Source organism: Candidatus Avelusimicrobium faecicola (genome assembly GCA_900540405.1).
GTDB classification, from domain to species: domain Bacteria; phylum Elusimicrobiota; class Elusimicrobia; order Elusimicrobiales; family Elusimicrobiaceae; genus Avelusimicrobium; species Avelusimicrobium faecicola.
Genome location: UQFW01000006.1, coordinates 1 through 16,999, shown reverse-complemented (window position 1 = coordinate 16,999; position 16,999 = coordinate 1). Strand labels below are relative to the sequence as shown.

12 protein-coding genes are annotated in these 16,999 nt (G+C 51.3%); 1 reads left to right on the top strand and 11 read right to left on the bottom strand.

Going from position 1 to position 16,999, the window contains the following annotated elements:
• Positions 1-55 precede the first annotated feature (55 nt).
• Positions 56-2,515: an ATP-dependent helicase gene (locus ACQY18_RS01310; protein WP_428038550.1), complete on the top strand. Its 2,460-nt coding sequence runs from the start codon at positions 56-58 to the stop codon at positions 2,513-2,515.
• Between the two features lie 620 nt (positions 2,516-3,135).
• On the opposite strand, the gene ACQY18_RS01305 is transcribed toward ACQY18_RS01310, so the two are convergent.
• The 11 genes from ACQY18_RS01305 to ACQY18_RS01255 all read right to left on the bottom strand — a co-directional run.
• Positions 3,136-4,020, bottom strand: coding sequence for an RDD family protein (locus tag ACQY18_RS01305; RefSeq protein WP_428038549.1), 885 nt, complete (start codon positions 4,018-4,020; stop codon positions 3,136-3,138).
• A 143-nt stretch (positions 4,021-4,163) separates the two neighbouring features.
• A complete protein-coding gene (locus tag ACQY18_RS01300) occupies positions 4,164-4,733 on the bottom strand; it encodes a thymidine kinase (RefSeq protein ID WP_176778011.1) in 570 nt (189 codons plus the stop codon).
• Between the two features lie 15 nt (positions 4,734-4,748).
• Positions 4,749-6,908 (bottom strand): LPS export ABC transporter periplasmic protein LptC, encoded by a 2,160-nt coding sequence (lptC, locus tag ACQY18_RS01295; protein WP_428038548.1) that lies wholly within the window; start codon positions 6,906-6,908, stop codon positions 4,749-4,751.
• Positions 6,905-7,870, bottom strand: a complete 966-nt coding sequence (locus ACQY18_RS01290) for an ROK family protein (protein WP_428038547.1) — start codon at positions 7,868-7,870, stop codon at positions 6,905-6,907. The genes lptC and ACQY18_RS01290 overlap by 4 nt, the downstream gene beginning before the upstream one ends.
• A gap of 4 nt (positions 7,871-7,874) precedes the next feature.
• Complete coding sequence (gene xerA, locus ACQY18_RS01285; protein ID WP_428038546.1) at positions 7,875-8,750, bottom strand: site-specific tyrosine recombinase/integron integrase; 876 nt, start codon at positions 8,748-8,750, stop codon at positions 7,875-7,877.
• Between the two features lie 6 nt (positions 8,751-8,756).
• A complete protein-coding gene (gene topA / locus ACQY18_RS01280; protein ID WP_428038545.1) occupies positions 8,757-11,039 on the bottom strand; it encodes a type I DNA topoisomerase in 2,283 nt (760 codons plus the stop codon).
• Positions 11,040-11,061: 22 nt separating this feature from the next.
• Positions 11,062-12,195 (bottom strand): DNA-processing protein DprA, encoded by a 1,134-nt coding sequence (gene dprA / locus ACQY18_RS01275; RefSeq protein ID WP_428038544.1) that lies wholly within the window; start codon positions 12,193-12,195, stop codon positions 11,062-11,064.
• Complete coding sequence (locus tag ACQY18_RS01270) at positions 12,192-13,730, bottom strand: YifB family Mg chelatase-like AAA ATPase (protein WP_428038543.1); 1,539 nt, start codon at positions 13,728-13,730, stop codon at positions 12,192-12,194. Before ACQY18_RS01270 ends, dprA begins: the two co-directional genes overlap by 4 nt.
• Positions 13,731-14,840, bottom strand: coding sequence for a hypothetical protein (locus tag ACQY18_RS01265; RefSeq protein ID WP_428038542.1), 1,110 nt, complete (start codon positions 14,838-14,840; stop codon positions 13,731-13,733).
• Positions 14,837-15,286, bottom strand: a complete 450-nt coding sequence (locus tag ACQY18_RS01260; RefSeq protein WP_176778003.1) for a hypothetical protein — start codon at positions 15,284-15,286, stop codon at positions 14,837-14,839. Before ACQY18_RS01260 ends, ACQY18_RS01265 begins: the two co-directional genes overlap by 4 nt.
• Positions 15,287-15,289: 3 nt before the next feature.
• The coding region (locus ACQY18_RS01255; RefSeq protein ID WP_428038541.1) for a DnaA ATPase domain-containing protein at positions 15,290-16,999 on the bottom strand (1,710 nt) is incomplete at its 5' end.

Here is a 16,999-nt window from a genome sequence, read left to right as displayed (position 1 = left end):
TAGAAAGGGCGGCATTTATTCGGGCCGCCCCATTTTGTCTGTTTAGGAAGTAAAAATGACTTTACAAGATTCTCTTAAATCCTTAAATCCCCAACAGTTGGAAGCTGTAAATTATGACGGCGGGCCCTGCCTGATTGTAGCCGGTGCCGGAACGGGTAAAACCAAAACCCTTACCACCAAAATTGCCAAACTGATTGAAGACGGCTATAATCCGTCGCGCATTTTGGCGGTCACATTTACCAACAAAGCCGCGCAGGAAATGCGCGAGCGTGTGGAGGCCCTGGAGCCGGGCGCGGGGCGCCGCGTGTGGATACATACGTTTCACTCCATGGGCGTTAGAATGCTCCGCCAACACGCCGAAAAATTGGGCCTCACGCGCGATTTTGCCATTTATGATGACAGCGACCAAAAAAAGGTAGTCAGCCTGATTTTGGAGCAAATGGGTATTAAAGACCCCAAAAAGGAAATCAACCAAATTGTTTCGCTCATTTCCCGCGCCAAAGATGACCTGGTTTCGCCCGATACCATGATGCAATCCGCCACCGCCTCGGGCCTGGATTATAAAATCCGCGCGGCGGAAGTGTATAAAAAATACGAACAACGCCTAAAAGCCGCCGGCGCGCTGGACTTTGGGGATTTGTTGGTTAAAACCGTGGAGCTGTTGCGTGACCACGAGGACATCAAAAATTATTACCAAGAGCTTTTCCAATATGTACTGGTGGACGAATACCAGGACACCAACCATACCCAATATATGATTACCCGCATGTTGGCCGCCAAACACCGCAAATTGTGTGTGGTGGGGGACCCGGACCAGAGTATTTATTCTTGGCGTGGGGCCAACATCCGCAACATTTTGGAATTTGAAAAAGATTTTAAGGACGCCAAAACCATTACGTTGGAGCAGAATTACCGCTCCACCAAAGTAATTTTGGAAGCCTCCAACAAGCTGATTACCAAAAACAAAAAACGCAAAGAAAAGAGCTTGTTTACGGATAAAGCCTCCGGCGACCCGATAGAAGTGCGCGAACTGCTGACGGAAGGCGAAGAAGCCCGCTGGGTTAGCCAGCATATCCGGCAGTTGGTGGAGGAAGACGGCGCCAGCCTGAAAGATATTGCCGTGTTTTACCGCACCAACGCCCAGAGCCGCAGTTTTGAAGACTCTTTCCGCCGCTACCAAATCCCGTACCGCCTGATTGGTACGTTGCGCTTCTATGACCGTAAAGAAATTAAAGATATTTTGTGCTATGCCCGCATTTTAATCAACCCGGCCGATAACGTGAGTTTACTGCGCATTATCAATACTCCCACGCGCGGCTTGGGCAAAGTGGCGCAGGACCGTTTGAGTGCCTACGCGGAGGAAAAACAAATCCCGCTGTATGAAGCCTTGCGCCACGCCCCGTATGTGGGGGGGCTGAGTTCCGTCGCGTGCAAAGCCGCGCTGAATTTGGCTAAACTGTTTGACGGTTGGCGGCAGGATATGCTGCTGACCGCCCCGGCGGATATTTTTAATAAAATTTTGCAGGAATCCGGCTATTTGGCCGCCGTGCGTGCGGAAATGGAAAAAGACCCGGAAGCCGAAAGCCGCTTGCAGAACTTGGACGCATTAGTCAACGCCGTCAAAGAATATGAAGAACGGTGCCAAAAAGGGGAAAAGGAGCCGTCCGTATCCGACTTTTTACAGGAAATTTCCCTTTTATCCGGCGAAGATAATTCCGCCGCCGGAGAGGGCGGAGCCGTCACGCTGATGACGGTACACTTAGCCAAAGGGTTGGAATTTAACAACGTGTTTGTGACGGGTATGGAAGAAGGGCTGTTCCCGATTGCCAAAGACGACGAAGACGAATTGGAAGAAGAGCGCCGCCTGTGTTATGTAGCCATGACCCGCGCACGCGAAAAACTCTACATGACGTATGCGCAAAGCCGCCGCAAATTCGGGCAGACCCATACCAACGTGCCTTCCCGCTTTTTGTACGAATGTGGCTTGCTGGACGAAAGCGAACGCGAAGAACGCCTTGCCCAACAACCGCGGTATACCGATTATAAAGGCCGTTTTGGCGTATACGGCGGCACCTCGTCCGGCGGATACTCCGGCGGGCATTACGGCAACGGCTACTGGAAAGGCCGCAACAACTTCGGCTCCGGCCGCGGGAACGATTTTGAAGGCTACGCCGCCGCCAGCCGTTTCCAAAAGAAATACGACAGCCACGGCTACGAAATTGAAGACAACGACGATTTGGACTATACGTCCCCGCGTGGCTCTTCGGGCCTAGGCAGTTTGTATTCCCGCCCGGCTTCTTCGGCTCCGGCTTTTAACAAGCCCGCCCCTGCTGCGCCCGCACAAAAAAATGCGGACGGCGTGGCCGTCGGCGGCCTCGTGAAACACGGCGTTTTCGGGCAAGGCAAAATCGTGCAGATTGCCGGCTCCGGCGAAAGCGCCAAAGTGACCGTGGTATTTGGGAATGGGGTGCGGAGGACATTTATGCTCAAATTCGCTCCCCTAGAAATACTATAACTGGGTTGGTCTGTTGGGATTTTCCGTTTTTGGGCAATTTGCGGTTTTTTGTGCGTTAGCGTACAACGCTCACGGTGTTCGCGCGGTGGCGTACGCGGTACTTACAAGAAAACCGCAACTTGCCTGAAAAACGTAAAAGAACCGGGGCCGGGCCCGGCGTATTGCGCGCTGTTTTAAGCCGCCGCTTGGGGCGGTGGAACAGCCAAACAACGCCTGTCTGTAAAAATCTTTCCTGCTAAAATTTAGTTTCGGAATTTGCGGTTTTTTGTGCGTTGACGTACAACGCTCACGGTGTTCGCGCGGTTGGCGTACGCGGCACTTACAAGAAAACCGCAACTTGCCTGAAAAACGTAAAAGAACCGGGGCAAGGCCCGGCTTTGCTCCGCGCTGTTTTAAGCCGCCGCTTTGGGGCGGGAAAATAACCAAACAGGGCCTATCTGCAAAAATCTTTCCAGCTGTTTGCTTTTCGGAATTTGCGGTTTTTTGTGCGCTAGCGTACAACGCTCACGGTGTTCGCGCGGTTGGCGTACGCGGCACTTACAAGAAAACCGCAAATTGCCTTTTGCTACCCATAAAAAAGGGGCCCTTTTATAAAAGGGCCCCGCGTAAAACAAGTTATTTTATTTGCAAACAGGAAAGCCTTTTGCAAATAAGGTGCAAGAGTTAAATTCCTCGTCATCGTCGTCTTCGTCCGGTTGACAGCAAACGTCCGTGCCCCCATAGGGAATAAAAAGTTTGAATTCCGTGAGGGTATTGGCCGGGGTGGCATATACGCCGTCTTCTTGCGTGGTAATCGTAAACCCGTCCAGTTCAACAGGTTGCGTTTGGGTGTTTTGGGCGGCTAATGCTTTCATTTGTTCGGCCACCATCTGGTGGGGGTTTCTGGTGGCAGTATTCGCTTCTTTTAATCCGGTGGTTATTATCCACCCCATTAAAGCAAACCATAATACAATGGGAATCAAAATAGCTAAAAGGGTCAAAATTAAGCACCCGGGGCGGAATTTTTCCTGCGGCAAGGGTTGTCCGTCCGGCTGGTAGCCCGCGTTCACTACATAGGTGGTGGCGATTAAATCATGCAGGGCTTGGCGTTTTTTGGTAAATGCCGCCATAAAAAAGCCAAAATACAAAATGGTGTAAGAAATAATTTTGGCAAAAGTACGCCCGGTGGCGCGCGCAAAGCTAATGCGCTGGCCGTGTTCGTCCACTACTTTAATACCCATGGCCATTTTGCCTAAAGTAGCCTGTTTGGCACTGCTTTCCATAAACGCATAGTAGAGCCAAAAAAACAAGGCCGATACCAAATTAATTACCATCACAAAGCCGTATGCGGAAAACATGGCGGAAATGGTTTCCGGCGAGGGCTCCGCCTCCATAGCGCCTAAGAATTTTGGCATAAACAGGGCCGCAACCACACCCGAAAGAAGCATGGTCGGGAAAGAAATGACAATACTGTCTATAATAAAAGCGACTAAACGCCGCCAAAAAGAAGCATAAACGTTTTGCATCAAAATCTCCTTAATTTAGATATGAATACTTTTTTATTATACTTTTTTTACGGATTTATGCCACAAATAAAAATATCCCGCAAATAAAAATATCCCGCGCGGGCGGGATATAAATAAAAAGACGAATAGCAACCTAAAAAACGCTATTTGCGCGGTTTTTTGAAACAGCGGCGGCAACGCGCTTGGTAGGCGTCGGTCGTGCCGACCACAATGCGCTTTTTATCTTTGCTGATACGCTGGCTGAAGCTGGCCGGGTTGCCGCATTTGGTGCAAACCGCCAGGTTTTTGGTCACATATTCCGCCTTGGCCATTAGGGTAGCGGTCACTTCAAAAGGTTCCGCGCGGAAATCGGTATCCAACCCGGCTACAATCACGCGTTTGCCGGCTTTGGCCAGTTTTTCGCACACTTCCACAATGCCTTTATCAAAAAAGTTTACTTCGTCTATGGCTATTACTTGTGTGTCTTTATCTACCAGCGGCAAAATATCGGCCGAGGATTTAACACAGGTGGCGGCCACTTTGTTTTGGTTGTGGCTGGTAATGCTGTCTATGCCGTAGCGGGTATCTATCTTGGAATTAAACAACTGCACTTTTTGCTTGGCAATCAGTGCCGTGCGTACGCGGCGGATAAGTTCTTCCGTCTTGCCGGAAAACATACAACCGCAAATAACTTCTATCCAACCTTGTTTATGGTAAATCAGCGGGTTCGCCATTTTTTATTTTTCTCCTTACATATCCCTTAAATCATTTTCACTGCGCCACGGATACCAGTATTGGTCTTCCGGCAGGGCGCGTTGTTTGCGCGGGTCGCCACCGCATAACACGTTTACGCGGAACGCAAACGACAGGTTTTGGTTGCGGTCACGCACGGTCAGTTCCAGGCGGGCATCGTGGAATGTGCGGGAAACGCGCAACATTTTGTTAAACCCGGTAAAACTTTTGTCCTGGATTTGGAAATCAAACCCGCCGTCAATAAACCAGTTGGGGTTATTGGGGCGGATACCCAGCGAGGTAGTAAACGTATAGCGGTCCGAATAGGTGCGGTATTGGGAGGCAATATCTTCGTGATTGGCAAAATTATTGAGCCCAAAGCCGATAATCTGGCGCTTATAAATAAAGTCCAACTGGGTGATGAACGCCTGGTTTTTTTCTTGCAAATCATAAATATCTTGCACAAAAAAGCGGAAGTTGCCGCTGGGGGAATTGTAGCCGCCCTCCAGTAATAACGGTTCCACGCGGGATTTGAGGTGTTCCCAGCCCAATTCCCGCTGTACCCCGGTTTGCAAGTTGGTGGTGGTATTGGCTAAATTAAATCCGGTTTCAAAACGGACATAGGTGTTAAACGAGGGACGGTAGTAATTAGACAGATAAATTTTATTGCGTTCTTCGCCCCGGTCTAAAGAGTGCTGGTCCGTGGTCACCGTATTAGTGGAAAGGCGTTTGGTGTAGCGGTAGCCGAAGTCCGTCGTGCCCAGGAGTGTTTCGGTCTGTACGTTTAAGTCCGTGCCGATTCTGCCCACCCACGAATCTTTGGATTCGTATTGCGGGTCCGCAAAGGTGACGGTTTGGTCGTAAAATACAGAGGGGGTGAATGTGAATCCCCGCGCCAAACGGACGGCTTTTTCGGCCGTCCAGCGGGCGTTCCCGGAGCGGCGGAACGATTCTTCCATATAGGAAGTATTATCAAGGCCGGCTTCTACCCGGTGGGAAAGCCCCAGTAAATTAACCGGGTGGAGCATATATTTTATTTCCGGCAGGGTGCGGGTTTGGGCAATAAACTTCATTTTGTTCCAATCGTAAATATCCTGCTGGTCATAGCTCACGCGCAGGGTGGAACGCCGCGTTTGGCGGGAAACGGAAAAGTTGGTTTGCTGGTCCGGCATAAAAATATACGGGTTGCCGCGGAAGAACGAATCGTTAAAGTACGGGTCGGACACCATACGGAATTGCGTTTGCAACTGGTACAGGGCGCCGTGTTCGTTATTTAAGTGGTCGGACGAGTCCGCCATTTCCAACCAGTAGCCGCCGCGCACGCCCCAACGGTTGGTTTCTTCTTTGCCCAGTTCCACCGGGCTGGCGTTATCGTGAATGTAGTAAAATTCCCCGGTACCTTGCAGGGTGGGGGTGGTCACGGCCAACAGTTCCGTACCGATACCCACGCCGGATTTGGTGTAATAATCCAAATTTAACTTGGGGCGGAAACCCAAAACAGGGTCAAACACGGTGGACGTTAATACGCCGAAACCGATTTTTTTACTTTGGGTAAAATCTACATGGGTGGTAAACGGTTTTTGGGATTCTAGCGAGCGCCAAAATACCGGCACATATAGTACCGGCCAACCGTCCAAACGCATAATGGCATTGGTGCCGAAAACGCGCTTTTCGGGCGAAACAGACAACTTGCCGACGGAAAGCGTGTAGTGCGGGTCCGGCTTGTCACAGCAAGTAAGGGTGGCCCCGCGCAGGACTTCTTTACCGTTTTTGGAAGAAATTTCTTTGGCGTTAATCACGCGCAAGGGCGGGTACTGGGTGGCTATGTTGTGGGCGGTAAAATCTTTGGTGGTGTAATTGACGGACATATCCTGCCCGGTCAACGTGGCGTCCGCCGTTTTTACCGTCATAGTTCCCGCGGAGGAAATTTGCGTTTTGGCCTGGTCCAGCGTAATATCTTCCCCCGTCACTACGCGGTGTTTTTTGTCTTTTGTTTCCTGCGTAATAACCACATTTCCTTTTAAGTTCACTTTTTTGGAAACAGGGTCCACACTGGCGTTATCGGCCGTAAAATAAATAAATCCGTCCTGCCCGGGCGGGGCAGGCAGTTTTTGGTCCTGCGCAAAAGCGAGGGCCGGGCAAAGAACTGACAGAATAACTAAATAATGTAATTTCATGCGTTTTTAGTGGCCTGGTGTATGGCGTACATGGCCGCCCCAATCCCGCCGATATTCGGGTGCGTGGACGTGAGGAGTGTAAGCCGTTTGAACGGCGTTTTGATTTGTTGGTTTTCCAATACCTGTTTTAAGGCCGGCATAAAGTAAGTGGCCGCGCGGGACACGCCCCCGGCCAAAACTACCGTGTCTATATCTAAGGTCAATACCACGTTGGCTATACCAATGCCCAAATAAAACCCGGTATCTTGCCATACTTTTAAGGCCGCCGGGCAACCCTTTTCGGCCGCGCGGGAAACCAATTCAATCTTAAAATCTTTTTCTTGGCGGACCATTTGGGCCAGGGTGGATTGCGGCTGTTCCTCGGCGGCTTGCCACACGCGGCGCTTAATGCCAATCGTGCCCACAAAAGCCTCCAGACAGCCGTGCGCGCCGCAACCGCACAAAGGCCCGGTGCGGGTATCGGCAATTTTGGTGTGGCCGATTTCGCCCGCCGTACCGTTAGAGCCTTGGTAGAGTTCGCGGTTGATAATTAACCCGCCGCCCACGCCGGTCCCCAGGGTGACTACCAGTACATTGTTTCCTTTGCGGTTTAATTCTTTTTCGTACACGCCCCACGCGGCCAGGGTGGCATCGTTGGCTACGGCGGGCAAAATGCCGGTTAAATCTTTCAGAATACGGGCCATGGGCCAGTCGGCCACGTCCTTAAATTTAAGGTTGGGGTTGTAGCGCAAAATACCGTTTTGGTTATCCACATCCCCCGGCGCGCCCACGGCAACGGCAACTTTTTGGCCCGCAAATTCCTGTTGGATACGGTTGATGTAATCCGCCAGTTGTTGTAAAAAGAATTGGGACCCTTTGCTGTAATCGGTTTCCATTTTTTCTTGACGGAAAATCTCGCCGTATTCGTTCATTACAAACACTTTTACAAAGGTGCCGCCGATGTCTACACCAATACCAATCATAAAATTAATTCTCCTTGTTTTTGGGGTGCGCGTGTTGGTATACGCTTTTTAATTTATCCAGCGAAACATGCGTATACACTTGCGTAGCCGCCAATGTTTTGTGCCCCAGCATTTCCTGCAAACTGCGTAAATCACACCCGTTATTAAGTAAGTGGGTGGCAAACGAATGCCGCAAACTGTGCGGCGTCACTTTGCGGGCCAAATGGGCCGCAATAGCGGTATTCTTAAAAATAAACGCCAGGCCGTCCCCGGTTAAGGGTTTACCGTGCGCGTTCAAAAAAAGCGCGTCCTGCGGTTGCGGGTTGGGCCGGGTGGATAAATAATATTTTATGGCGTAAAGCGCTTCGTCCGTCACCGGCACCAGGCGCTCTTTATTGCCTTTACCCAGTACGCGCACCACGCCGTTAAAAAAATCCACATCCCGTATTTTCAGGCCCGTCACTTCACTGCGGCGCAGTCCGCTGGAATACATCAGCTCAAACAAGGCTTTATCCCGCGCGGCAAAATGCGTGTTCCCGGCGGCGTTAATTAAGCGGTCTGTTTCCGGCAAAGTTAAAAATTTGGGCAACAGCTTTTCCCGCTTAGGGGCCGGTAATAGTTTGAACGGATTGCGCGCCAGTTTGCCTTGGCGCAGTAAAAACGCCGCCAAACTGCGCAGGGCCGCTATTTTGCGCAAAACCGTATTGCGGGCGTAATCCTGCGGTAAAGAGGCTAAAAAAGAGCGAATCACGGGCGAGGTAAAAGCTTCCAACGTATTTTGTTTGCGTTTGGATAAATAATCGGTAAATTCTTGCAAATCGGCCCGATAACTTTTAACCGTATTGGCTGAAAAGTTTTTGTTTTCCAAATGCAATAAAAACGCCTGAACCCATGTATCCATACTTGCCTACTTGGCGGCTGTTTTTTGTTCGTGCGCCGCCTTGATTTTGGCTATTTCTTCGTCCGAAATGTTTACAATGTTTTTGCATTTCGGGTAGCCGGAACAACCCAAAAAGTAGCCCCGCTTGGAACTCCTCAGTACCATGGGTTTGCCGCATTTATCGCAGAGGGTTTCCGTAATAATCGGCCCGGCGGAGGCCACTTTGTGCCCCTCGGCATCCACGGAATAAGTATTTTTGCATTTGGGATACGCGGAACACGCCATAAACTTGCCGCGCCGCCCGGTGCGGATAACCATGGGGGAGCCGCATTTGTCGCACACCTCGTTGGTGGCTTCGGGCTGTACTTTTTCGCCGGAGCTGGTTAAATTGATTTTGCCTTTACATTCCGGCGCGCCACTGCAAACCAAATACTGCCCAAAGCGGCTGTGTTTTAATAACATCATTTTGCCGCAGAGGGGGCATTTTTCGTCTGTTTCTTTGGCGCCGGGGCGTTGCATGCCTTTATCGGCTTGGTCTAATTCTTGTTTGAACGGCCCGTAAAAACCGTTTAACAGGCCCACCCAACCTTCTTTGCCTTCCGCCACTTTATCCAGTTGTTCTTCCACGCCGGCGGTGTAGGAAAGGTCCATAATTTCCTTAAAATAATCTTTTAAGCTGTCCGTGACGGTAATGCCTAAATCCGTAGCGACCAGTTTATTGGTTTTGGGTTGGCGGGTGATGTATTTGCGGTCCAAAATGGTTTTGACGGTAGGCGCGTAAGTAGACGGGCGGCCGATACCGTGTTTTTCCAGCGTTTTAATCAGGCTGGCTTCGTTATAGCACGGCGGGGGCGTGGTTTTGTGCCCTTTGCTTGACAGTTCCACCAGTGTCAGCGTGTCGCCCTCCGTTAAGGCGGGCAGTAAAGCGGCGCTGTCATCCTTGCCGGAGGCAGAATCTTCGTCATCGCGGTAAATGGATAAATAACCGTTAAATTTAACGGTGCGACCGGTAGCGCGCAACACGCATTTTTCGGCACTTTCCCCGGCAATATCAATCGTCACCGTATTAAAAACCGCTTCCGCCATTTGGCTGGCCACAAAGCGCAACCAAATCAGTTCGTACAGTTTGTACTGGTCCGCCGTTAAATACGGCTTCATGGCTTGCGGCGTGCGGTTTACGTCCGTCGGGTGGATAGATTCGTGCGCTTCCTGAGCGCCCATTACTTTGCTTTTATAAATGTTGGCTTTGGCGGGCACAAAATCGGGCCCGTATTTAGCCGCAATAAATTTTTTGGTTTGTTCTTGCAACAGTTTGGACACGTTAAAAGAGTCCGTACGCATATACGTAATCAAACCTACGGTCTGCCCGGAAATTTCTATACCTTCGTACAGGTGTTGGGCGGTCATCATGGTTTTTTGGGAAGAAAACCCCAGTTTGTTGTACGCATCCTGTTGCATGGAGCTGGTAATAAAAGGGGGTTTCGGTTTTTGTTTTACTTCTTTCTTTTCCACTTTCAGCACGGTGTTGGGCCCTTTGCGCAGGAGCGCGCTGACCGGGGCCAGGGTTTCCGGCTTATCAAACACGGTGGATTTTACTTTGTAATCTTCCGCAAATAAATGGTAAGTGGTGGTTTGTTCCACATTTTTGCCGTTCCATTTTAACACGCGGGCCCAAAAGCGGGGGGCGGTGTCCGGCTTTTCAAACTGGGCGTTTAAGGTCCAGTATTCTTTTTCTTGGAAGGCGGCAATTTCTTTGGCGCGTTCCGCCAGTAAGCGCACCGCTACGGATTGCACCCGCCCGGCCGAAAGCCCGGAGGTAATTTTCTTCCACAAGAGGGGGGATAATTTGTACCCCACAATGCGGTCTAAAATGCGGCGTGCCTGTTGGGCATCCACCAAGTTTAAGTCTATCTTGCGCGCATGGGAAAAAGATTCCTTAATAGCGGCGGGGGTAATTTCGTGAAAATAAATACGCTGGTAGCGGTCCTGCGGAATTTTGAGTAATTCTACTAAATGCCACGCGATGGCTTCGCCCTCGCGGTCAGGGTCGGTAGCCAGGTAAATTTCGCTGGCGTTTTTGGCTAACGGTTCCAGTTCTTTCAGCAGGCGTTTTGCCTTTTCCACCGGTACGTAAGTGGGGGTAAAATTGTGGTCAATATCCACCCCAATATCTTTAGAGGGCAAATCCCGCACATGCCCGAAAGAGCTGCGCACAATATATTCGTTTCCTAAAATTTTGCTGATGGTCTTTTGTTTGGTGGGAGATTCCACTATGACCAATTTTTTTCCGTTCCGAGTCGTCATCGCCATAAGGCACACATCCTTACATAAATTAAAATTTGCTGCGGGAATAAAGCCCGTTCCGGCAGGCTAAAATCCCTTTTACTTCCAGTTCAAAAAGCACATTGGCCGCCTGGGGTACATCTATTTTTAACGCTTCTACTACCGCATCTAAACTGGCTTCCCCGGGGCCGATGACCGCCAGCACTTTTTTGGCTAGCGGCTCCAAGGCGGCTTCTTCCGCTTTGGCGGCCGGCTGCGCGTTTAGCGGCTTATCCGTAATGCCAAAACGCAGTTGCTCCGGTATATAGTCTATTATATCTTGCACGCAGGAAACAACCCCCGCGCCGTCTTTAATCAGTTGGTTGGGGCCGCCGGATTGGGGGCTGTCTATGGGGCCGGGAACGGCCAACACATCTTTGCCCATTTCCAAGGCCAGTTTGGCGGTAATTAAAGCGCCGGATTTTACTTCGCCCTCTACCACCGTCACCGCTTGCGAAAGGGCCGCAATAATGCGGTTTCGCCGCGGAAAGTGAAACGCACTGGGCGGGCTGTCTACCGGCAGTTCCGATACAATGGCCCCGCCGTATTGCAAAATGGCTTTGGCAAGCGGGCGGTTTTCGGCCGGATAACAACGCCCGACCCCGGTGCCGATAACGGCAACCGTCGGTTTTTGCAACCGTACCGCCGCGGCGTGGCAAGCACTGTCTACCCCGCGCGCCAACCCGCTGATGACGGTAATGCCGCACCGGGTCAGCTCCGTAGCCAACTTATCGGCCACGCGCCGCCCGTAAGGGGTAATTTTGCGCGTTCCGACCATCCCCACCGTGGGCGTATTGACCGACGGCAGTTTGCCCAAAACATACAGGGCCACCGGCGGCTCTTTACTGTTTTTAATGCACTCCGGGTATTCTTCGTCTTCCGGCAGATAAATATGCCCGCCCAGGGCCGCGGTGCGGTCCCATTCTTTTTGCGGGTCAATGGCAAACGCATCCTGCAAAAGCCGCGCGGCGGTTTCCGGGTTGAGTTGGGCTTCGGCGGCCAGCGTTTTGGCATCTTGGCGTAAAATTTCCTGCGCGGAGCCGAACAGCTGAATCAAGTGTTCCAACCAATCCGCCCGAAAGTACGGAAACGCGTTAATGCGTATGCGCGCCAGGCGTTCATCTATGGAAATATGCGGGTTCATACGTCAGCCACCCCCTTGCGGTCCAGCGGGCGGTATTGCATGACTTCAATAATGTGGCGGGTTTCAATGTGGTCTTTGCCTTCCAAATCCGCAATCGTGCGGGCCGTTTTTAAGATTTTATCCAAACTGCGGGCGCTTAACCCCAGTTTGCGCATGGCGGTTTCCAATACGGCATCCGCCCCCGGCGGGAGCGGGCAAAACGCTTTAATTTGGGCGGGCGTCATAAACGCGTTGGCAGTGGTATCCGTGCCCTTAAAACGCACTTTTTGGCGCTCCCGCGCTTGTAAAACGCGGGCTAAAATTTGGGCGGATTTTTCCCCTTCGCTTGCTTTGCTCCAATCTTCGTATTTAATGGGATTCAAATTAACGGTTAAATCTATACGGTCCAATAACGGGCCGGATATGCGCGATTGGTAGCGGTTGATTTGCGCCGGGGAACAGGTACACGCCTTGTGCGGGTGGCCCAAATTGCCGCAGGGGCAGGGGTTCATGGCCGCCAGTAAGGTAAACCGGGCCGGGAAAGTAATGCTTTCTTTGGCGCGGGAAATGGTCACGACGCCGTTTTCCAACGGTTCGCGCAGGACCTCTAAACTGGAGCGGGAAAATTCCGCAAATTCATCTAAAAATAAAACGCCGTTGTGCGCCAGGGATACTTCCCCCGGGCGCGGGTTGGAGCCGCCGCCGATAAGGGCCGCATCCGAAATGGTGTGGTGCGGGTCCCGGAACGGGCGCTTGGTAATCAGGCGGGATTTGCCGATTAAATTGCAAATGGAATAAATTTTGGTAATTTCCAACGCTTCCTGCTCCGTAAGCGGCGGCAAAATACCGGGGAAGCGTTTGGCCAGCATACTTTTGCCGGTGCCGGGCAAGCCAATCATTAAGACGTTGTGCCCGCCCGCCGCGGCAATTTCCAGGGCGCGTTTGGCAAGCGGTTGGCCTTTCACTTCGCAAAAATCCAACGGGTCGGGCGTTGTGTCTTCTTCCGGCGGCAAATAGGTAATTTGTACCGCTTCGCGTTGGATTTTGCCCTCTAAATAATCGGCCAGTTCCCGCAACGTGTGCGGCGTGATAAACGGGGCGGAAGATACTTGCCCTTCCAGTACGTTTTGCGGGGGAATAACGGCCGTTTTGCCGGCCGCGCGCGTGGAAATAAGCATAGGCAACACCCCCGCGCAAGGGCGCAAGGCGCCGTCTAGTGCCAGTTCGCCCGCAAACAGAAAATCGGGCAGTTTGCGCCGGGCGTCTTCGGAAAGTTGTTCGCTTGCGGCCAGAATACCCACGGCAATCGGCAAATCAAACTGGGTGCCGCTTTTGCGCAGTTCCGCCGGGCTTAAATTAACCGTAATGCGCTTGAGGGGGAAATCAAACCCGCTGTTGCGCAGGGCGGCTATCACACGCTCTTTGCTTTCTTTTACTTCCGTATCCGGCAGGCCGACCACGGACAAGGTGGGCATCCCCGGGGCGATGTCCACCTCTACCGAAACTAAAAAACCGTCTATGCCTTTAATTGCGCAGGCGTGTACTTTGGAAAGCATTTATATAAACAGCAGTACAATCCCTTGCGGGGTGACCGCTGATACCGTGAAATTTTGGTTGTATTTGCGTAAAATTTTAGCCACCAGCTCTTCCCCGGAGGAAATGTTGGCGGAAATTTCAAAATAAGCGGCGGAATTGGTATATTTTACAAGGTTGAAATCTTCAATTTCGCGCAGCTCTTTCAAAATGTCTTGCAACTGGCGCAAGCGTTCAATGTTGTTGACGTTTTCCACCCGCAGGTTGTATTTAACGGCGGAATTGATAGCCGCATTGACGGGCTCCGTTAACTGCTTGGCGGCGGCTTCGCACGCGGCGGAAATGGCTTTTTGCGCGGCGATAGATTCAATGGGGTCCAGGCCGCTTAACTGTTGGGAAGCCTCGGCCACCACCTCGTAATTTTTGGTGGAAACGGCTTTCATATTTACATTGGCGCGGTACGTTTTGAACGGCGACGACAGCCCCGTAGCCAGGGTGGTTAGCGGCTTGGCTTCCACATCCGCCAGAATGATAAACCGGGCCCCTTCCCGCCGGGCGTTGTCTATGGTTTGGTTGGGGTTATCCAAATTATTTTGGCTGAGGTTATCCCCGTTGACTAGTGCATAAGGCTGTGTTTTTAAGGCGCGGTAGACGGCCTGTTTGCAGTCTTGCTTGACGGAAACTTCTTCGCCGATGACTTCGCGCGAGGCTACTAACATGGTTGTTTTTTTGGCAAAAGAGTCGGCCTCGGCTTGGCGGATAACGTCCCCGATGTCTTTAACCAGCACCATGGCTTTAATGCGGGTGTACCATTGGTCGTTTTTGCGGTAGGCTTTTTGCGTGTGGAAACGGCGGATAAACCCGGCCGATTTAGACGTGATTTTATCCTCTACCAACTGGGCTTGGTCCACGGTGGCGGTGGCGGACACAAATACGCCGGCCACTTTTTCTACCGCTTGTTTTTGGGCTTCCAGTTCGCCGTCTTTTTTCATCTGGCGCAGGTTGTTTTCGTCATACGCAACCAGAGATTCCGCAATCACATATTCGCCTTCCCCTTTGGGGCCGATACGCAAAGAACCGCACGCGGCGCACAATATACCGGCGGCTAAAGTTAATAAAAGTAGTTTTTTCATTTGGTTTCCTTTAGGTTATACCCGGCCTGTTGCAACTGCTTTTGGGATAGACGCATAATCACGGTGCAACCGTCGTCTTCCAAATACTCGGTATTGACCAGTTCCATACCGTGTACCAGTCCGTCGGCAGAGGTATGAATGGTGGAGCCCTGGCTGACGGCATCTATAATTTGCACGTCTGCATCAACTTGGGTGCCTTTCAATACCTCTATGGCGCGTTGGTACGCATGGGCGATGGCGGCTTCGCGGCTCATAATGCGGCGTTGGGAAACGCCGGTATGTTTGGGGTTTGCCGCCCCGAAACCGCGCACCCACAGGTAGTTGGAATCCACCAGCGTATCGTTAAATTGCGGGGCAATTTTGCCGTCTTTGACGGCGGTTTTTAAGCCGCCCGCGCAGGCGCATACCCATAAAGCGCAACACACGCCCAAGAAAAGTTTTTTCATGGTTTACCTCAATAATTCGCTAATCAGCTTTACATAAGTGCTGGGCAGGCTGACGTCTTCCATATTAATAATGCCGCAGCGGATGAGCATAACTTCCAACATGTGCGTTAAAATATCGTAGAAGTTTTCCCGCACGGAGGGGTCACACACTTGTAAAGAGGGCCCCAAAATAACCGCGCCTTTGAGCTTTTTATTGTCGCACAGGTTGGCTATTTTGAACGCGGACGAAATGACGTTTTCCGTAGCGTAAGAAGAACGGACGGCAATTTCAAAACTGCCTTCTATGCCCAATTCTTTGGCACGTTCGGACAGCGCATACACCATCCAGTTCATCATATTGGAACTGTTTTGCGGATAGAAGAAGCCAATGCGGCCCCATTCCCCTTTGCCAAACGGCGGCAGAGAGGTAATTTCATCCGGGCTATGCTTCATAATGGCGCTGTTTTGGTCTTCCCCTTTGGTGGCCAGGAGTTTTTCCAAAATCATCACTTGGGAGCGGTCCACGCCTTCCAACCCGGGGAAAATGACCTGTTCCAACACTTTAATACGGCGGATACTGCGCGAAACGGTGCTTAACGTGATGTTCGGCGCACCGAAAAAGGCTTCCACCTGGTTATCGGTCAAGTCTATCCCGTTATCGGTCAACATTTTTTTAACAATTTTGAAATGGGCCGGGCCGTGGGCGCTTTTTAATTCGGAAATCCACCCCGAATCCAACTTAAAATTAATCAGTTCTTCCAATTTAGCCAAGGATTCCGGCGGATATTTGGAAGTAATGACAATTTGCTTTTGCGCTTTTAAGAATTTATTAAGCAAATTGGAAATATGCACGCGGTTTTGTTCGTTGACGGCAATTAAATGGATGTCGTCAATTAACAACACTTTGACGGAATCCATAAATTTTTCAAATTTATCAATATTGCCTTCCATCACATAGCGTTGGATACCGCGCGACAAGCGGACGCCGTTGGTCATAAAAATATTTTCCTGCCCGAGTTTTTGGCTCATGGCATATCCAATGGCGTTTAAGAAGTGGGTTTTGCCGGTGCCAGTCGGCCCGAACAAGACAAGCGGGTTGTAGAGCTTGCCGGGGGCATCAATTACGGAAACCGTGGTTGCGTGCGCAAAACGATTGACGGAAATAACCAGGTTTTCCAGGGTATAAGTAGGCACGAGCGGCACTTCCAGCGGCCAGTTATGTTTTTTAAGTTCGGAAAGCGGAAGCTCAATAGAATGGTCTATGGTTTTGGGTTTTTCTACCCGGGCCCCGGTAGAGTTGGGGCCTAAAGCGGCCGGGCGCGCTGGCGCCGGTTGCGGGGCCGGAGCAGGTTGCTGTACGGGCGCAGGCTGAACGGCCGGTTGCGGCGCGTGTGGTACAGGCGCCGGTTGCACCGCGGGTTGCGGTGCAGGTTGTTGCATGGGTGCAGGCTGAACGGCCGGCTGAGCCGGAATCGGCGGCACTTGCGGTTGCTGGGGTGCTTGTACAGGTTCCGGCCGCGGAGCGGCAGGCTGCAACGGTGCTTGGGGCTGGGTTAGCGGCTCCTTGCGCCGGATACGAAAAGTATGTTTTGCTTCGTTATTTTCTTGCATAACTGATTCCGCCTTATTATCGTTTTGTAAATGTAAATCGTCAGTAGCCGGGGCTTTGGTTTGCTCCAGCGGTTTTTTTAATTTAATACGAAAAGTCTTGTGTTTCGGTAGGGCCACCTCTTG

Coding starts and splice junctions, on each gene's coding strand:
- ACQY18_RS01310 (WP_428038550.1), top strand. CDS start 56: ATGACTTTACAAGATTCTCTTAAATCCTTAAATCCCCAACAGTTGGAA.
- ACQY18_RS01305 (WP_428038549.1), bottom strand. CDS start 4,020: ATGCAAAACGTTTATGCTTCTTTTTGGCGGCGTTTAGTCGCTTTTATT.
- ACQY18_RS01300 (WP_176778011.1), bottom strand. CDS start 4,733: ATGGCGAACCCGCTGATTTACCATAAACAAGGTTGGATAGAAGTTATT.
- lptC (WP_428038548.1), bottom strand. CDS start 6,908: ATGAAATTACATTATTTAGTTATTCTGTCAGTTCTTTGCCCGGCCCTC.
- ACQY18_RS01290 (WP_428038547.1), bottom strand. CDS start 7,870: ATGATTGGTATTGGTGTAGACATCGGCGGCACCTTTGTAAAAGTGTTT.
- xerA (WP_428038546.1), bottom strand. CDS start 8,750: ATGGATACATGGGTTCAGGCGTTTTTATTGCATTTGGAAAACAAAAAC.
- topA (WP_428038545.1), bottom strand. CDS start 11,039: ATGGCGATGACGACTCGGAACGGAAAAAAATTGGTCATAGTGGAATCT.
- dprA (WP_428038544.1), bottom strand. CDS start 12,195: ATGAACCCGCATATTTCCATAGATGAACGCCTGGCGCGCATACGCATT.
- ACQY18_RS01270 (WP_428038543.1), bottom strand. CDS start 13,730: ATGCTTTCCAAAGTACACGCCTGCGCAATTAAAGGCATAGACGGTTTT.
- ACQY18_RS01265 (WP_428038542.1), bottom strand. CDS start 14,840: ATGAAAAAACTACTTTTATTAACTTTAGCCGCCGGTATATTGTGCGCC.
- ACQY18_RS01260 (WP_176778003.1), bottom strand. CDS start 15,286: ATGAAAAAACTTTTCTTGGGCGTGTGTTGCGCTTTATGGGTATGCGCC.